This is a genomic window from Thiocapsa sp. UBA6158, from assembly GCF_002423035.1.
GTDB lineage: Bacteria > Pseudomonadota > Gammaproteobacteria > Chromatiales > Chromatiaceae > Thiocapsa.
Genome location: NZ_DIUM01000127.1, coordinates 1 through 15,735 on the forward strand (window position 1 = coordinate 1; position 15,735 = coordinate 15,735).

Genomic DNA, 15,735 nt, shown 5'->3' on the forward strand with positions numbered 1-15,735 from the left:
CGACAAGTCGGACAGGCTCCTAGGATTGGTTTTTCTTCAAAGACGCCTGTAGAAGCGCGCCGAAGCTGCCCATGGTCTTCTCCGGCGCCTCGGCGGGCGGTGCGTCGGGCGTGCCGCCAGGCGCCTGCCAGCCGGCATCACCCGCTTTGGTTTCGTCGAGCGACAGGCTGATCCGACGCCGCTCCGAATCGACACCCAAGACCGTCGCCTCGACGGAGTCGCCGACGTTCAGCACCTCGCTTGGATGGCTCACGCGACGCCCGGCGCCGAGCTCGCTGATATGGACTAGGCCGTCGATCCCGGGGGCAAGCTCGACGAAAGCACCGAAGGGTTGCAGCCGACTCACCTTGCCGCTTACCCGCTGACCGACGGGGAAGCTGTCAGCGGCCTCCTGCCAGGGATCGCGGGCGAGTGCGCGGATCGAGAGCGCGATTTTTTCCCGGCCCTTCGGACCGCTCGGCGGCTCGATGCGCAGGACCGAAACCTCGACCGACTGGCCGACGCTGAGGATCTCGCTCGGATGCTTCACATGACCGAATGCAAGTTGACTGATATGGATCATGCCCTCGAGACCGCCGATGTCCACGAACGCCCCATAGTCCTTCAGCGAGGTGACGACGCCGGATAGGATGGCACCTTCGTGCAGTTGCGCCCGCGTCTCCTCGGCGCGCTGACGCTGCTCCTCTTCGAGCAGAACCTTGCGCGACAGGACCAGATTCGGACGTCGACCGCCTTCGAACTTGGTGATGCGGAAATCGAGCCGTTGCCCGACCAGCTCGGAGAGGTCTTCGATGAAGCGAACGTCGACCTGCGAGGCTGGACAGAAGGCACGCAGCCCCGCCACCTGGACCTCGATACCACCCTTCACGGCCGCGCTGACCTGGCCTTGGACAGGCAATCCCTGCCGATAGGCACCCTCGAGCTCCTCGATGCCGTGATAGCGGTGCCCGTGCTGACTGCCGAGCAGCAGCATCCCGGAGTCTTCGTCCTTGCCCGTGACATGTGTCTCGATGGTGTCGCCGACGGCGGACTTGAGGTTGCCCTCGGCATCCTTGAGCACCGAGACCTCGAGACGGCCTTCCGACTTGCCCCCCAGATCGACGAAGGCGAACTCTTCGCCGATCGACACCAAGACGCCCCGTATCTTGTCGCCGACGGCTGCCTCCCCGGCGCCGGACTGCGGATGGGTCTGGTCGAATTGCTTGAGGAGGTCTTCGAAGCTGGGTTCGGACATGGTTGCGGAGTGCCGTCGTCGGGTTGAGGATCGCGGCTAAACCGCGTCCGGAATGAGATGCATCGTCTCGGGATCATCGCTGCATCGGCGCAGACCGAGGTGTCGGCGAGACGCGGTTTAGGATTGAGGCAATCAATGTAGAACAATTCGAGCGCACGTCACAGCGGCGGTCGGATCGCCCGTCGTCGCACCCGAGCACAGCGCGTTAACCTGCAGGCTCGAGCCGAGCATAGGCCAGGACCAACCACTTGGCTCCGGCCTTCTGAAAGTTGACCTGAATCCGAGCCGCGGATCCGCGACCCTCGCTGTTCAGGACCACGCCCTCGCCGAACTTCGGGTGAACCACACGCTGTCCGAGACGGAAGAGCCCGGCATCGCTGCTCGACATCGACGCCGGGCTCGGACTCGGGCTCGCACGGCGGGCCGTGCTGCGCGCTCGGACCTCTTCGACCAAACCGGGCGGGACCTCGCGCAGAAACCGCGAGGGCAGCGGTGACTCTTCCCGACCGAAGAGCCGCCGGCTCTCGGCGTGGGTCACATAAAGCTCGCGCATCGCGCGCGTCATGCCGACATAGCAGAGTCTGCGCTCCTCTTCGAGCCGGCTCGGGTCCTCCGCCGACAGACTGTGCGGGAACAGTCCCTCTTCCAGCCCGACCAGAAAGACCACCGGAAACTCGAGACCCTTGGCGCTGTGAAGGGTCATAAGCTGCACACTGTCCTCGAAGCCGTCGGCTTGGGTATCGCCCGCCTCCAGTGCGGCATGCGCGAGAAAGACAGCTAGCGCGTCGGTCTCTTCCTCATGCAGGTCTTCCTTGAAGCGCGCGGCCGTGTCGACCAACTGCTCCAGGTTTTCCACCCGATCCTGGCCCTTGCCGTCTTTATTCTTCTTGTAGAAATCAGGCAATCCGGTCGCATCGATCACGGCGGTCACCAGCTCGTGTAACGCCAGCCCCTCCCGCGCACGCCTTTGCTCCCTGACCAGATCGATAAAGCCAAGGAGTGCGGCACTGCCCCTCGGGCCCAAAACCGAGGTCCCGGTCAGATCGGTCGCCGCCTGCCAGAGCGAGACACCTGTCTCGCGTGCCTGCTGGCGCAACAGATCCAGGGTACGGGCGCCGATGCCCCGGTTGGGTGTGTTGACCACACGCTCGAAGGCGGCATCGTCGTCCGGGTTGGCAACCAGACGCAGATAGGCGAGCGCATCGCGGATCTCCGCGCGCTCGAAAAACCGCAGCCCGCCGTAGACTCGATAGGGAATCTGGGCCTGGATCAACGCCTCTTCGAAGAGACGTGATTGGGCGGTGGTGCGATAGAGGATGGCGCACTCGTCGCGTCGATGACCCTCGGCCTGGGTAAAGCGCCGAATCCGCTCCACGACGAAACGCGCCTCGTCGACCTCGTTGAAGGCCGTGTAACGTCGGATCGGCTCGCCCTCGCCGTCTTGGGTCCAGAGGTTCTTGCCGAGTCGAGTCGGGTTGTGGGCGATCAGTGCGTTGGCCGCGGCCAGGATGTTGCCGCTCGAACGGTAATTCTGCTCCAGCCGGATGACCTGCGTATTAGGGTAATCACGTTGAAAGGATTGAATATTTTCGACCTTCGCGCCGCGCCAGCCGTAGATCGACTGATCGTCGTCGCCGACGGCGAAGAGGTTGTCGTTCGCCCCGGCCAAGAGGCGCAGCCAAGCGTACTGGATGGCGTTGGTGTCCTGAAACTCGTCGACCAGGATGTGCGCGAAGCGTCGTTGATAGTGCCCGAGGATGTCCGGACGCTCGCGCAGCAGCTCCAAGGTCTTGAGCAGAAGATCGGCAAAGTCGAGCAGACCCGAGCGTGCGCGCTCTTCTTCGTACTGGCGATAGACCGCGATCATCTTGTCGGTGAAGAAATCGCCAGCGCCGTCGACGTGGTTCGGCCGCAGACCCTCGTCCTTCTGCTTATTGATGAAGCTCTGCACCTGACGGGGCGGCCAACGGGCCTCGTCGAGCTGCATCGCCTTGAGGATCCGCTTGATCAGACGAAATTGGTCGTCCGAATCCAGGATCTGGAACTGCTGCGGGAGCTGCGCGTCCTGCCAGTGCGCGCGTAGAAAGCGATGGGCGAGCCCGTGGAAGGTGCCGACCCACATCCCGCCGATCGGCACGCCGAGCATGGTCTCGATTCGACCACGCATCTCGCGCGCTGCTTTGTTGGTGAAGGTGACCGCCAGCACCGCGTAGGACGGCACCTGCTGCACCTGGACCAACCAGGCGATGCGATGGACCAAGACGCGCGTCTTGCCGGACCCGGCGCCGGCGAGCACCAGCAGATTACCGGACTCGGCGGCGACGGCGGCGCGCTGAGCGTCGTTGAGTGGATCGAGAAGGGCGGAGACATCCATCACCCGGATTCTACCCAACCAGCTCAGGCATGACATGTGTTGTTGTCGGATGGCTCCACGCGGGAAGGGACGAGACCGGTCGGCCGGATGCCGCCGAAAAACATTTTATTTCAGTCTGTTGGTTGATCATCCGAGCCCTGCGAGCGGGATCGGCCGGTTTCTCGGTCGGATCCTTATTCAAAATGATTTAAATAAAAAGACAGTAATCTTAATAAGCTTTGTGGATAACTCGGTCCTGTCGAAAAAATAATTAAGATCAATTGTTTGAGTCGATGTCTAGCTGTTTCTCGATGGTCGTTCAACCTGTGCGTAACCGGTGTACCAAAAGAGGCGATCAAGATGAACACACCTTATCCACAGACTTTTGGACCCTGTCGTAAACAGACTTATACCGTTGTCCAATCTTTGGACCTGCCCGATGAGTGGTCGGTGTTCGGCCTGCATGTGACTCGACACCCACACCGCAACGGTGAACTCCGGCACCCGGGCCCTTCGCAACCTCGTCAGGAGCGAAACCCGTAGTAGAATGGGGGCCCAAACCACCGAGAACCTTCTTCCTCGACTGCCCAGGTCCTGCTTCATGACGCCACTCATCAATGACACCTTCCTCCGTGCAGTGATGCGCGAACCCGTTGAATACACGCCGGTTTGGATGATGCGCCAAGCAGGCCGTTATCTGCCCGAGTACCGTGCAACGCGCGCGAAGGCCGGGAGCTTCATGGATCTGTGCAAGAACCCGGAGCTGGCCTGCGAGGTCACGCTGCAGCCGTTGGAGCGTTTTCCGTTGGATGCCGCCATCCTCTTCTCGGACATCCTGACGGTGCCGGACGCGATGGGGCTGGGTCTGTATTTCGCGGAAGGGGAGGGGCCGCATTTCGAGCGACCGGTACGTACGCAGGCGGATGTGGATCGGATCGCCGTGCCGGATCCGGAGGACGAGCTGCGCTACGTGATGGATGCCGTGTCGACGATTCGACGCGAGCTTGCCGGGCGTGTGCCCTTGATCGGCTTCTCGGGCAGTCCCTGGACGCTCGCGACCTACATGGTCGAGGGCGGCGGTGCGAAGAACTTCTCGCATGTGAAGGGGATGATGTTCGACCGCCCGGACCTGCTCCACGCCCTGCTGGCCAAGACCGCCGATGCCGTAATCGCCTACCTGAACGCACAGATTGCCCGCGGCGCGCAGGCGACCATGATCTTCGATACCTGGGGCGGCGCACTGGCGCCGGCCAACTATCGCGAGTTCTCCCTGACCTACATGCAGCGCGTGGTCGAGGGTCTGAACCGCGAGGCGGAAGGACGCGCCGTCCCGGTGATCCTCTTCACCAAAAATGGCGGTCAGTGGCTCAATCACATGGCCGACACCGGCTGCGACGGACTCGGCGTGGACTGGACGACCGATCTGGCCGACGCGCGCATCCTCACCGGTGATCGGGTCTCGCTGCAGGGCAATCTCGATCCCTGTGCGCTCTACGCCTCACCCGAGCGGATCCGCGAAGAGGTCGCGCGTGTGCTCGCCAGCTACGGCAAGGGTCCGGGCCATGTCTTCAATCTCGGGCATGGAATCACCCCGGATGTGAATCCGGAGCATGCGGGGGCGATGGTCGCGGCGGTGCACGAGCTCAGTCGCGCCTACCACGGCTAAACCGCGACCGGTGGAATAAAGGAAGTCTTTGGGACTGGGCTTGCGGTTGCGTGAGCCCATGATCTCGGTGGGGACGCGGTTTAGGATATTCTTCGAAAGGGTTGCCCTGGGTCGGCTCTAAGTCGCTGCCCGGATTCCGGGCCTTGATGATAAACCGGCCCGTAGGGTGGACGAGCGAGAGCGAAGTCCACCGAGCCTGGCGCCGGCGCTGCCATTTTCATCGGTTTGCGTGGACCTGCTGTCGCCAAAAGCGATGCAGGCCACGCTCGACGCGCTTTAGTAGCCGTATCTGCTGCGCGTCGTGGTCGTTGTTGTTTTCGTCGGTTGCACAGGCGTTGCGATCACCGTGTCGACGGTGGTCGTTCTTCCCTCCGTTGGAGAGACAATTACGGTATCGGCGCCAGTTCGCCCGGTTTGTCCGGTGACCCCTTGAGCCCCGGCTGGGCCTTGAGGACCGGTGCAGGCACCCAGTCCAAGCGCGATTATCGTGACGACAGCGGCGCGGATGATGGTGGATTTCATGATGTGGTCTCCCGGGAAACAGAAAGAATCGACGGTGGTGCCCCTGATCGGAGACGCTGAACGGGAGACAACCACCGCAGGACCTGTCAGAAGTGGGCTCGGTCGTTGATCTTCCGGCCGGGCTCTCTGGCCGGGAGCGGCGCGATGCTTCACTGTGATGCTGGTGACTCTAGCCTGGTCGGTCGGCTCTGTCCGTGCGCTGTCAAACATAGCGCTCGCGCACTTTGGAAAATGCGGCGGCGTGTCGCAAACGCCTGCAAGGACGCGATTCAGTCTGGACCGCCTCGGCCAGCGCGAGCGCCTCCGATTCAGCCGGCGCTGGTGGACTGCGCTGCGCTTGTCCCTACGGCGTTTACCGACCAGAAAGCTCTCCGCTTTCAATCCTTTCCTCGCCTTTTACCTCTGAATCGCGTCCCGCTGAATCGCTTCAGGTTATGCCGAGGATGAAACCGACCTCAAACCAAGCAGACGCCCTCGAAGACGCGATTCATCCTAGACCGCCTCGGCCAGCGCCACCGTCTCCGATTCAGTCTCAGCCGCAGCAGTTGTGTCGCCGTGCCCGCGCGTATCCTCGTACCCCATCAGAAGCTCCCGAGCCAAGCCCTCCTCGTCGATTCGAGCTCCTAGATAGGCCGCGATCGAACGCATGTCGGTCTCGCCGCTGCCGAGACAACTCGTCCCGCCCGGTGACGGGGTCATGTTGAAGATAAGACCGGCGTCGTTGGCGATCTTGGCCTCGCCCATGCGCAGCTTGCCGGACACTTTGTCGATCAACTGGGGCCGCAACCCACCGAAGCGCTCGGCATAGCTGATGTCGGCGGCCTTGATGGAGGGGACGATCTTGCGGATCTCGCGCACGAAGAAATGGCGATTCAGGCCCGGTACCTCGTAGAGTAGGTTGCGCAGAATGTAGTGGCGGATGTCGCGCTCCTTGAGCATGGCCCAGAAGGCTGCGGCAACCCGTCGATCGAACCTCAGGACCTTGAAGAACTCGGGGATGCTCTCGCGGTTGTAACGCTCGAGCATCGGCAGCATGAATGCGGTCGGCCCGAAGCGGGTCTTGCCGCTTTCCTTGATGTCATGGTCGCCGTGGACCGCGGCAAACGGCAGACTCGGGTTCTGGACGGTGTAGACCTTGCCGTTGAGCGCCTCGGGGGCGAAATAGAAGGAGCCGGCGACCGGCATGCAGGAGTATTCCAAGCCCAGCCCCATCTCCTGCGCCATCAAGAGCGAGTGTCCGCCTGCGCAGACCACGAGGGCCCGCGCCTTCAACATGCCCCGGTTGGTCTCCAAGACGTAATCCTGGCCGTCGCGGCGGATCTTATCGACCTTGGTCGAGAACAACTGGGTGATCTGCTTGGAGGTTTGCCGATCCATCCGCACGCAATCGACCGAGAAGGATTGGGCCAGGGCCTGGAAGTCGACGGCACAATAGTCGTCCGGTGTGCCGGTGGCGACGATCTCCTCCTTGCGCCAGGTGCCGTCCACGAGTGCGACGTTGGGCTCGATGTCTGCGATCTCCTTGCGCTCGAGCAGCTCCATCCGCGGATAGAGACCCTTGAAGCGCTCGTAGCGGTCGCGGATGTAGCGACATTCGGTCTCGCCCACGCCCAGCACCATCTTGGGCATCCGGTGGATGATGCGGTCGCGATCGCGCGGTGCGAGCTTGGTGGCGTAGTTGATGACCATGTAGGCTGTGCGCTTGATGGCGCGCGCCTTCTCCAGGGTGTAGTTGGTCTCGATGTCGCCGCAGTGAATGGTTTGACTGTTGTTGTGTGCGTGTGAGTTGACCGTGGCGATACTGTCGTATTTTTCGACCAGGCAGAGTCGGTTCAGGTCGGTGAATTTCGCCAGCTGATAGAGGAGTGCAGTACCGGTGACGCCGGCACCGATGATGAGGACGTCGTAGTGAGTCGAAGCAGTCATGGTCTTGTGGTCCTGACAAGCAGCCGTGCAGCCGAGCGCTCGGGTCAAACGTCCGGAGGTCTTCCGGACGATTTTTGTGCAGCGCAACAATGCCGTCACGTTAGCCCATGTCGGCACAGGAAAGAATGCCGCGGGACGGATTTAATGTATTGAGTAAAACAATCGGGTTTTGGGAAGGCCCCTGCGGACAAGTCTCCAGGGCATCGAGGTTTAGAGCCTGTGGGGTCGGTCGGCAGGCACGACGCCGTATCGCTTCCATGGCGGAATCGGATCCAAATCGTGTAATTTATTTTGTGTTGCTCCGCAGTTGAGCTACAGTGTCGTCATCACGAAATAAACTAATAGTGTTCGATGTCGCACTGGCCCAGTCTTCGTCTCGGCCTCTCGCTGCTTCTTCTCGCCATGCTGCGCGGTCATGCCGGTGCAACGACCCAGGGCACGGTCGCGGGGGATGTGTCGTCGACCTCGCTGGCAAGGGCGAGCGAGTCGTCGAGAATGCCGGTGCCCGGTCTGGCACTGGGAGAGGTGTATCGTCCCGGCGTCGATCTCGACCATTACCTGGTCAGCGAGAAGCTCGACGGGGTGCGCGGTTACTGGAACGGCCGCCGTCTCATCACGCGCGGCGGAATGCCTATCTCGGCGCCCGCCTGGTTTACGAGCGATTTTCCCGCGGTTGCACTCGACGGGGAGCTCTGGATGGGTCGCGGCACCTTTGCCTTCCTGTCCGGCACGGTACGACGCTCCGAGCCGGATGAAGACGCCTGGCGTCGTGTCCGCTACAGGGTGTTCGATCTACCGGACCATCCGGGCGATTTCGAGACACGCCTGAGCGTGTTGCGCGGTCTCCTCGCGACCTCGCCGAGTCCTTTTCTCGATCTGGTCGAGCAAACCCGCGTTGCGGATCATGACGCCTTGATGGTCGCGTTGGAGCAGGTGGTCGCTGCGGGCGGCGAGGGCTTGATGCTGCATCGACGCGATTCGCTCTACCGCATCGGACGCTCCGCCGATCTCCTCAAGGTCAAACCCTACCTGGAAGCCGACGCCCGGGTGATTGCCCATCTCCCGGGCCGAGGGCGACACGAAGGCCGATTGGGTGCGCTGGTGGTCGAGGAGGCGGACGGTACGCGATTTCGCCTCGGCACCGGTTTCAGCGATGTCGAGCGAGACGATCCGCCTCCCGTGGGCAGTGTCGTCAACTTCAAGTATCACGGGCGCACGGTCAACGGTCTGCCACGCTTTGCGAGTTTCATGCGGCAGGTCGAAACCCCGTAGTTTGCCGGTACACATCGCCAAGAGAGGGCTGACGCGGTTTAAGGTGATTTCCGGGAATCATCATCCCAACTGCGCATGCCCGAACGAACTGAAAGGGCTGTCGGTGCGAATTTGTTCGCACACACGCAGGATTCACCCGCGAGGTGTCCGGCGACGCCGCCGCCCCGCCTGTGCGAATAAATTCGCATCTACAGGCCGGTCTTTCCTTTCCCGGACATTGGGTCACCCAATCGGCCCTGCGCGGCGGCGCGCACCAGCCAGTAGTGGATACCGCTGCCCCCGAAATCCTCGGCCAATCCCGCGAGCACCGCTCGAGCGGTCTCCTCCGGGAGCAGCAGCATGAACATCACACGGCGACTGCGCCCGGCGACCTGCTCGGCGGTGGTCATGGAGCGCTCCGACGAGCCGTGTCCTGCGACCGCGCTGCTGGTGAAGCCGGGGATATCCTCGCGCTCCAAAAGCCACTCGACGAGTGCGTCCTCGGCCTGTAGAGGGACAATCAGATGAAGCAGCTGGTGCGGCATGTAGGTCTCCTGTCAGGCGTGAAATCGCATCGATTCACCTGACGAGGTTCAGTGTTCGGCCGTGGGCTGACCGACACGGTGCACCACCTCGATTGCCGCGGTCCCGCTCGGGACGTCCGGTACCAGCGTGCTGAAGCTCGCCTTCTGCGGATTGGCCCGTGTCGGTGAATAATGGACCATAAAGGTGTCTTTCCGCGCGAGCACCGAGCCGGTGTCGTCGAGCAGCCGGATCTCCACATGGCCGAGCATGCGCCCGGTATGCGGCTGGCGTTTTGCGACCCAGCCCTTCACCTCGAGTCCTTCAGGCGAGACGTCGTAGGTGACCTCGGTCGGGATCACCGATGTCGTGTCGTCGATGAGCAGCTTCAGATCGTCCGCATGGGCCGGGATGACCGCGGTGGTCATCAGGAACAGTGCCGAAAATGTATGCAAGGTTGATTTCAACATGGTCGTTGTCCTCCGTCAGGTGATGAGTCCCTGTTCTCGGGTGTTGTCCTCGATCGTTTAGACCCGTTCCGCACCGAAACGTCGGTAGAGGATCGGCAACAGGATGAGTGTGAGCAGGGTGGCCGAGACCAACCCGCCGATGACGACGATCGCCAGCGGGCGCTGGATCTCGGATCCGGGGCCGGTCGCGAAGAGCAGCGGCACCAGGCCGAAGGCCGCGATGCTTGCGGTCATGAGCACCGGGCGCAGGCGTCGTCTGGCCCCTTCGACAACCACTTCCTGAATGGGTCGACCGAGCGCGCGCAGCTGGTTGAAATAGGTGACCATCACCACGCCGTTCAGCACGGCGATGCCGAGCAGGGCGATGAAACCGACCGAGGCAGGCACCGAGAGATACTCGCCGGTGAGGGCCAGCGCGAAGACGCCGCCGATCATGGCGAAGGGCACGTTCGACAGCACCAGGGCGGCCTGCTTCACCGAGCCGAAGGTCGAGAAGAGCACCAGGAAGATCAGCACCAGCGCCACCGGCACCACCAGGGCCAGACGGGCCGCGGCGCGCTGCTGGTTCTCGAACTCACCGCCCCATTCCAGCCGATAGCCGGGCGGCAGCTCGACCTGTTCGGCGACTGCCGCACGCGCCTCGGCGACGAATCCCACCAGGTCGCGGCCGTCGACGTTGGCGATGGCCACGGCCATGCGACTGCCGCGCTCGCGCGAGATGGCGACCGGTCCCTCGGTGCGCTCGATCCGCACCAGGTTGTTGAGCGGGACGGCACGTCCGTCGGGCAAGGAGACCTGGAGCCCGGCGAAGCGCGCGGGCGATTCGCGCAGCGCCTCGGGACCGCGCACCAGGAGTGGGCGACGCTTGCCCTCGACATCCAAGGTCCCGACCGTCAGCCCCTCGACTTGGGCGCGAAGCAGATCGGCCAAGGCGTCCGCGTCCACCCCAAGTCGCCCGGCCTCCAAACGGTCCACCACCAGATTCAGGTATTGGGCGCCTTCGTTGCGCGGGGTGTAGACATCCTGCGAGCCGGCGATGCCTTCCAGCACGCCGACGATCCGCTCGGCGATGCCGTTGAGCGCGTCCGAGTCGGGGCCGAAGATCTTGACCGCGAGATCGCCGCGCACCCCGGTCAACATCTCGGAGACGCGCATCTCGATCGGTTGCGTAAAGGCGTAGTCCAGGCCGGGGAAGCGGTCCAGTACCGTGCGGATGGCGTCCATCAGCTCGTCCTTGGTCGTGAAGCGCCAGGTCTCATGCGGCTTGAGCACCAGGAAGCTGTCGGTCTGATTCAGCCCCATGGGGTCGAGACCCAGCTCGTCCGAGCCGGTGCGGGCGATGATGGATTCGACCTCGGGCACCTCGGCAAGGATGGCCGCCTGGACGCGTTGGTCGATGGCGATGGACTCGGCCAGGTTGATCGAGGGCAGCTTCTCCAACTGGACGATCAGATCGCCCTCGTCCATGGTCGGCATAAAGGACTTGCCGACCTGGCTGTAGAGTGCGCCCGCGGCGATCAACAGGGCCAGCGCCCCGCTCAACAGAACCCACTGATGGCGCAGGCTCCAGTCGAGCACCGGGACATAGATCCGGGTGAGGATACGTACCAGCCAGGGTTCGGCGTGCTCGGCCTCGCCCCCGTTTCCACCGGCCCCCGCGCCCTTGCCCAACAGATACGAGGCCAGCACCGGGATGACCGTGAGCGAGAGCAGCAGCGAGCTGGCGAGCGCGAACACGATGGTCAGTGCCACCGGCATGAAGAGCTTGCCCTCCAGACCCTGCAGCGTCAGCAAGGGCAGGAAGACGATGATGATGACCAGAATCCCGGATGAAACCGGCAGCGCCACCTCGCGGGTAGCACGATAGAGGATGTGCAGACGCGGCAGGCGTCCGCCCGCACTGCCCCGATTGAGATGCGTGACCAGGTTTTCGACCACCACGACGGCCGCGTCCACCAACATGCCGATGGCGATGGTCAGTCCACCCAGCGACATCAGATTGGCCGACAGCCCGAACTGACGCATCAGGATGAAGGTCGCCAAGGCCGACAGCGGCAGGATCAAGGCGACCGTCAGGGCCGCGCGCAGATCGCCCAGGAAGAGCACCAGCAGGATCAGGACCAGAACCGTCGCCTCGATCAACGCCTTGGTGACCGTGTGGATCGCCTTGTCGACCAGGACGCCGCGATCGTAGAAGACGTCGATGCTCACCCCGTCGGGCAGCGCAGGAGCCAACTCGTCCAGCTTGGCATGGATGCCGCGAACGACCTCCCGCGCATTGGCGCCGCGCAGGGCCAGCACCAGGCCCTCGACGGCCTCCCCGGCACCGTTGCGCGTGACCGCGCCGTAGCGGGTCAGGGCGCCGAAACGCACCTCGGCGACATCGGCGACCCGCACCGGTTGGCGGGCATCGCCCCCGACCACGATGGCGCCGAGATCCTCCAGCGTCTTGATCGCCCCTTGGCTGCGAACGAGCAGCACCTCCTCGCCCGCGCTCAGGCGTCCGGCGCCGTCGTTGCGGTTGTTCGCCGTGATCGCGGTGGTCAGATCCGCCAGCCGGATCCCCCGAGCCGCCAAGCGTGCATTGTCCGGCACCACCTCGAAGCTGGTAACTAGGCCGCCGAGCGCATTGACATCGGCCACGCCGGGCACGGCGCGCAGGGCCGGGCGGATGGTCCAGTCGAGCAGATCGCGACGCGCCTCCAGGGTGAGATCGCCGCCCTCGATGCTGAACATGAACATCTCCCCGAGCGGCGTGGTCATGGGCGCGAGCCCGCCTTCCACGCCGTCGGGCAGATCGCCCCAGATGGCGCCGAGCCGCTCGGCGACCTGCTGGCGCGCCCAAAAGATATCCGTGCCCTCGGCAAAATCCAGGGTGATGTCGGTCAGGGCATACTTGGCGATGGAGCGCAGCATCGTCTGGCTCGGGATGCCGAGCATCTCCAGCTCGATCCGATTGGTGATGCGCGTCTCCACCTCCTCGGGCGTCATTCCGGGCGCCTTCACGATGATCTTCACCTGGGTGGTCGAGACATCGGGAAAGGCATCGATCGGGGTGGCCTTGAACGCCATCCAGCCGCCGCCGATGAGCGCCAGCATGGCCAGCAGCATCAAAAGCCGCTGGGTCAGCGCAAACTGGATCAGACGGGCGAGCATTATTCGGCGCCCCCGAGCCAGGCCGCCTTGATGGCGACGACGCCCGTGACCGCAAGGCGATCGGCCGCCGTCAGCTCACCCGCGACCACGGCACTGCCTTCCTCCTCGGCCAGTACTCGCACAGGGAGCGCTTCGAATCCGCCGTCCCGTGAGACGAAGAGATAGGCATTGCCGGCATGGCGCACCAGGGACTCCAGCGGAACCCGCCAACTCTCGCCTTCAGCCGCCGCGCTCAACTGGACCTCGACGAACTGGCCCGGACGCAGACGCTCGGCCCCCTCGGTGATCTCGGCGCGCACAAGCACGCCCTGGTCCTGACCATGGACCATCCGCCCGATGGTCACGATGGTCCCGGCGGTGTCTTCGCGGGGCAGGAGGACGCGCCCGCCTTCCTGCACCCCGACGATGCGTTCCACGGGAACATGGATCTCGAGCCACAAGGGATTGAGCTCGGCCACGCGATAGAGCGGTGCTGCGGTCGCGACCGACTGGCCCGTGCTGACCATCTGCTCCAGCACCACGCCGCCGATCGGTGCGCGCACCGTCAGTCGACTGGTCAGCCGTCGGGTGCGCGCGAGCGTCATGATGTCCTCGCTGCCGAAACCGGCCAGCTCCAGCAATTGAAGATGCTGCTCGACCATCGTCGTCAGCTCGCGCTGCTTGGACTGGCTCTCCAGCAGGCGTCGCTCGGCGATTACCCCTTCCCGAAACAGGGTCCGGTCGCGGGCCAGCTCGGTCTCGATCAGCTCAAGCCGTGTCAATGACTCCAGATACTGACTCTGGGCGTCCACCAGCTCGGGACTGCGCAGCTCGGCCAGGACTTGGCCGACCTCGACCCGCTCTCCCTCGGCGACCAGCAGACTCTCCAGCACGCCGCTCTGCGGTGCCGCCACGACCCGCATCTGCCGGTTCGGCACCGCCACCTCGGCCGGGTATCGCCGGGTCAGGGTCTCGGCGGCAGGGAGCGGGGCGGTCAAGGTGATGCCGAACGCCCGTTGCTGGCCGGTATCCACAGCGATCAGGTTTGCGGCCTGGACGGCGCTGACCTGAGCCAGCATGGCGAGGAGCAAGCAGAGGGTCGGCGTTGGGGGGAGCCTCCAGCCTCCTGCTCCCTGCCTCCTGCAGCTTTCCGCAAGCCGGATGCCGCGGTGACCCTGACGGGACCTGACCTCGGACCCGACAAAGCAGGGCAACCCCGTAGCTGGAGGCTTGCGGCAGGGGGCTGGGGGCTGCTTTTGCCTCGTTCCTGCGTCGGCAACACGACTGAGAAGGCTCATTCCGGGATCACTCCTAAGGCTTGATTGAGCCGGGCTAGGGCGCGGCCCTGCTCCAGGCGACGCAGCTCCAGATCCATGCTCGCCTCGCGAGCGCGCTCCTCGGCACGCAGCAGCTCGGCGAGATCGGTCTCGCCGAGATCGAAGGCACGGCGCATCAGACGCAATGCATCCTGCGCGAGCGCGTGACGGCGCTCGGCCACGGACAGTGCCTCGGCCGCGCCGAGACGCTCGATGTCGGCGCTGGCCAGGGCCTGCTCGGCTTCCAGCCGGATGCGATGCAGCTCGGTGAGCCGATCGGTGTAGGCGCGTTCGGCCGACGCCAGGGCAGGCGCCGATTGGCTGGCCAGACCGAAGGGGAGGCTCACCTCGATCTGAAGCGCGTCCAGGGCGTCCTCCCCACGCAGCTCCTGGGTGCGCTTCCCGCCGAGACTCAGGGTCGGATGGCCACGCCTGTCCAAACCCACCTGTTTGCGGTCGGCGCGCGCCCGGGCCAGGGCGCCGTTGCTGTCGGCCAGCAGCGGATGGTTTGGCGGCAGCACGGGCGCTGTATCGGATGTCGGCGGCGGGGATTCGGTGAGGGGCTCGGGCAGACGGTCGGTGCCGGTCAGGTGCCGATAGGCGTCATGCGCACGTCGGGCTTCGACCTGCGCGGACTGCAGATCCACTTCGCGTCCGAGTGTCTCCTGACGGGCCAGCAAGAGGTCGACCCGCGCAAGCTCCCCGGCCGTCGTGCGTTTGGCGACCGTCGTCTCCAGGGCACGCGAGGCCTCCAACGCCATCTCGGCCTGGCGCAACCGACCCTCGGCAAAGGCGGCCTCCCAGGCGGCCTGTCGAACCCGCCCGGCCATCTCCCAGTGCAGTAGACGCTCGAGCGTTCCGGCTTGGCCGTCGATCGCACCGGCCACCTCCCGACGGGCACCGCGCTGACCCGGCAGCCAGAGCGGCAGATCGACTATCGCTTCCCATTCGTTGGCCCCGCCGCCCTCGGTCAGCTCGTCGGACAGATATTTCAACCGCAGTGCGGGATCTTGCGCGACCAGACTTCCCGCCTGCGTGCGGATCGCATCCGCCTCCCGCCGAGCGGCGGTCACCCGCGGCGTCTGCTCTGCGAGCGCCAGCGCGGCGCCGACCGCCTCGGCGAGCGTCGTCGCCGCGGCACTGCCGGCACCGGTCAGCAGCAGACCGATCAACGGGATGATGAGAAGTGGACGGGACATGGCTCCGATCGCGACCTGCGTAAGGTGGGCACGAGGGAGAGACTAGGGGGTCAAACTGAATCGGCGCTGAATCCGTGCGTGTGCTTGAGTAAAGGCGCAGTTTAAATCGAATTATTTTTGGTGATTAGCGTCGTTCCTCAG

At 64.2% G+C, this 15,735-nt stretch carries 11 protein-coding genes; 2 read left to right on the plus strand and 9 right to left on the minus strand.

Going from position 1 to position 15,735, the window contains the following annotated elements; all coding sequences use genetic code 11:
- Positions 1–19 precede the first annotated feature (19 nt).
- Together B4N44_RS17155 and uvrD are read right to left on the minus strand one after the other, a co-directional pair.
- The gene (locus B4N44_RS17155; RefSeq protein WP_296703425.1) at positions 20–1,234 is read right to left on the minus strand and encodes a 30S ribosomal protein S1; all 1,215 of its coding nucleotides are present in this window, start codon (positions 1,232–1,234) and stop codon (positions 20–22) included.
- Between the two features lie 205 nt (positions 1,235–1,439).
- On the minus strand, positions 1,440–3,608 hold the full coding sequence (uvrD, locus tag B4N44_RS17160) for a DNA helicase II (protein WP_296703455.1): 2,169 nt from the start codon (positions 3,606–3,608) through the stop codon (positions 1,440–1,442).
- Between the two features lie 580 nt (positions 3,609–4,188).
- Between uvrD and hemE the strand changes: the two genes are divergently transcribed.
- A complete protein-coding gene (gene hemE, locus B4N44_RS17165; protein ID WP_296703428.1) occupies positions 4,189–5,253 on the plus strand; it encodes a uroporphyrinogen decarboxylase in 1,065 nt (354 codons plus the stop codon).
- Between the two features lie 276 nt (positions 5,254–5,529).
- On the opposite strand, the gene B4N44_RS17170 is transcribed toward hemE, so the two are convergent.
- Complete coding sequence (locus tag B4N44_RS17170) at positions 5,530–5,775, minus strand: hypothetical protein (protein WP_296703432.1); 246 nt, start codon at positions 5,773–5,775, stop codon at positions 5,530–5,532.
- A 492-nt stretch (positions 5,776–6,267) separates the two neighbouring features.
- On the minus strand, positions 6,268–7,701 hold the full coding sequence (locus B4N44_RS17175) for an FAD-dependent oxidoreductase (RefSeq protein WP_296703436.1): 1,434 nt from the start codon (positions 7,699–7,701) through the stop codon (positions 6,268–6,270).
- Positions 7,702–8,052: 351 nt separating this feature from the next.
- Here B4N44_RS17175 and B4N44_RS17180 point away from each other — a divergent pair, with 351 nt between their 5' ends.
- Positions 8,053–8,973 carry a DNA ligase gene (locus tag B4N44_RS17180; protein WP_296703439.1) on the plus strand — a complete coding sequence of 307 codons (921 nt, stop codon included), beginning with the start codon at positions 8,053–8,055 and terminating at the stop codon, positions 8,971–8,973.
- 188 nt (positions 8,974–9,161) lie between these two features.
- Here B4N44_RS17180 and B4N44_RS17185 read toward each other — a convergent pair whose 3' ends face one another.
- From B4N44_RS17185 to B4N44_RS17205, 5 genes are all read right to left on the minus strand, one after another.
- The gene (locus tag B4N44_RS17185) at positions 9,162–9,497 is read right to left on the minus strand and encodes a DUF3240 family protein (RefSeq protein ID WP_296703443.1); all 336 of its coding nucleotides are present in this window, start codon (positions 9,495–9,497) and stop codon (positions 9,162–9,164) included.
- 48 nt (positions 9,498–9,545) lie between these two features.
- Entirely contained in the window at positions 9,546–9,944 is a 399-nt protein-coding gene (locus B4N44_RS17190; RefSeq protein WP_296703446.1) for a hypothetical protein, read from the minus strand.
- Positions 9,945–10,001: 57 nt separating this feature from the next.
- Positions 10,002–13,100 (minus strand): efflux RND transporter permease subunit, encoded by a 3,099-nt coding sequence (locus tag B4N44_RS17195; protein WP_296703449.1) that lies wholly within the window; start codon positions 13,098–13,100, stop codon positions 10,002–10,004.
- Entirely contained in the window at positions 13,100–14,170 is a 1,071-nt protein-coding gene (locus B4N44_RS17200; protein ID WP_296703451.1) for an efflux RND transporter periplasmic adaptor subunit, read from the minus strand. Before B4N44_RS17200 ends, B4N44_RS17195 begins: the two co-directional genes overlap by 1 nt.
- Positions 14,171–14,373: 203 nt before the next feature.
- Positions 14,374–15,594, minus strand: a complete 1,221-nt coding sequence (locus B4N44_RS17205) for a TolC family protein (RefSeq protein ID WP_296703453.1) — start codon at positions 15,592–15,594, stop codon at positions 14,374–14,376.
- Between the last annotated feature and the right edge of the window lie 141 nt (positions 15,595–15,735).

Bases quoted from the DNA above. Each gene is read 5' to 3' on its own strand.
- B4N44_RS17155 (WP_296703425.1), bottom strand. From the start codon at position 1,234: ATGTCCGAACCCAGCTTCGAAGACCTCCTCAAGCAATTCGACCAGACC.
- uvrD (WP_296703455.1), bottom strand. From the start codon at position 3,608: ATGGATGTCTCCGCCCTTCTCGATCCACTCAACGACGCTCAGCGCGCC.
- hemE (WP_296703428.1), top strand. From the start codon at position 4,189: ATGACGCCACTCATCAATGACACCTTCCTCCGTGCAGTGATGCGCGAA.
- B4N44_RS17170 (WP_296703432.1), bottom strand. From the start codon at position 5,775: ATGAAATCCACCATCATCCGCGCCGCTGTCGTCACGATAATCGCGCTT.
- B4N44_RS17175 (WP_296703436.1), bottom strand. From the start codon at position 7,701: ATGACTGCTTCGACTCACTACGACGTCCTCATCATCGGTGCCGGCGTC.
- B4N44_RS17180 (WP_296703439.1), top strand. From the start codon at position 8,053: ATGTCGCACTGGCCCAGTCTTCGTCTCGGCCTCTCGCTGCTTCTTCTC.
- B4N44_RS17185 (WP_296703443.1), bottom strand. From the start codon at position 9,497: ATGCCGCACCAGCTGCTTCATCTGATTGTCCCTCTACAGGCCGAGGAC.
- B4N44_RS17190 (WP_296703446.1), bottom strand. From the start codon at position 9,944: ATGTTGAAATCAACCTTGCATACATTTTCGGCACTGTTCCTGATGACC.
- B4N44_RS17195 (WP_296703449.1), bottom strand. From the start codon at position 13,100: ATGCTCGCCCGTCTGATCCAGTTTGCGCTGACCCAGCGGCTTTTGATG.
- B4N44_RS17205 (WP_296703453.1), bottom strand. From the start codon at position 15,594: ATGTCCCGTCCACTTCTCATCATCCCGTTGATCGGTCTGCTGCTGACC.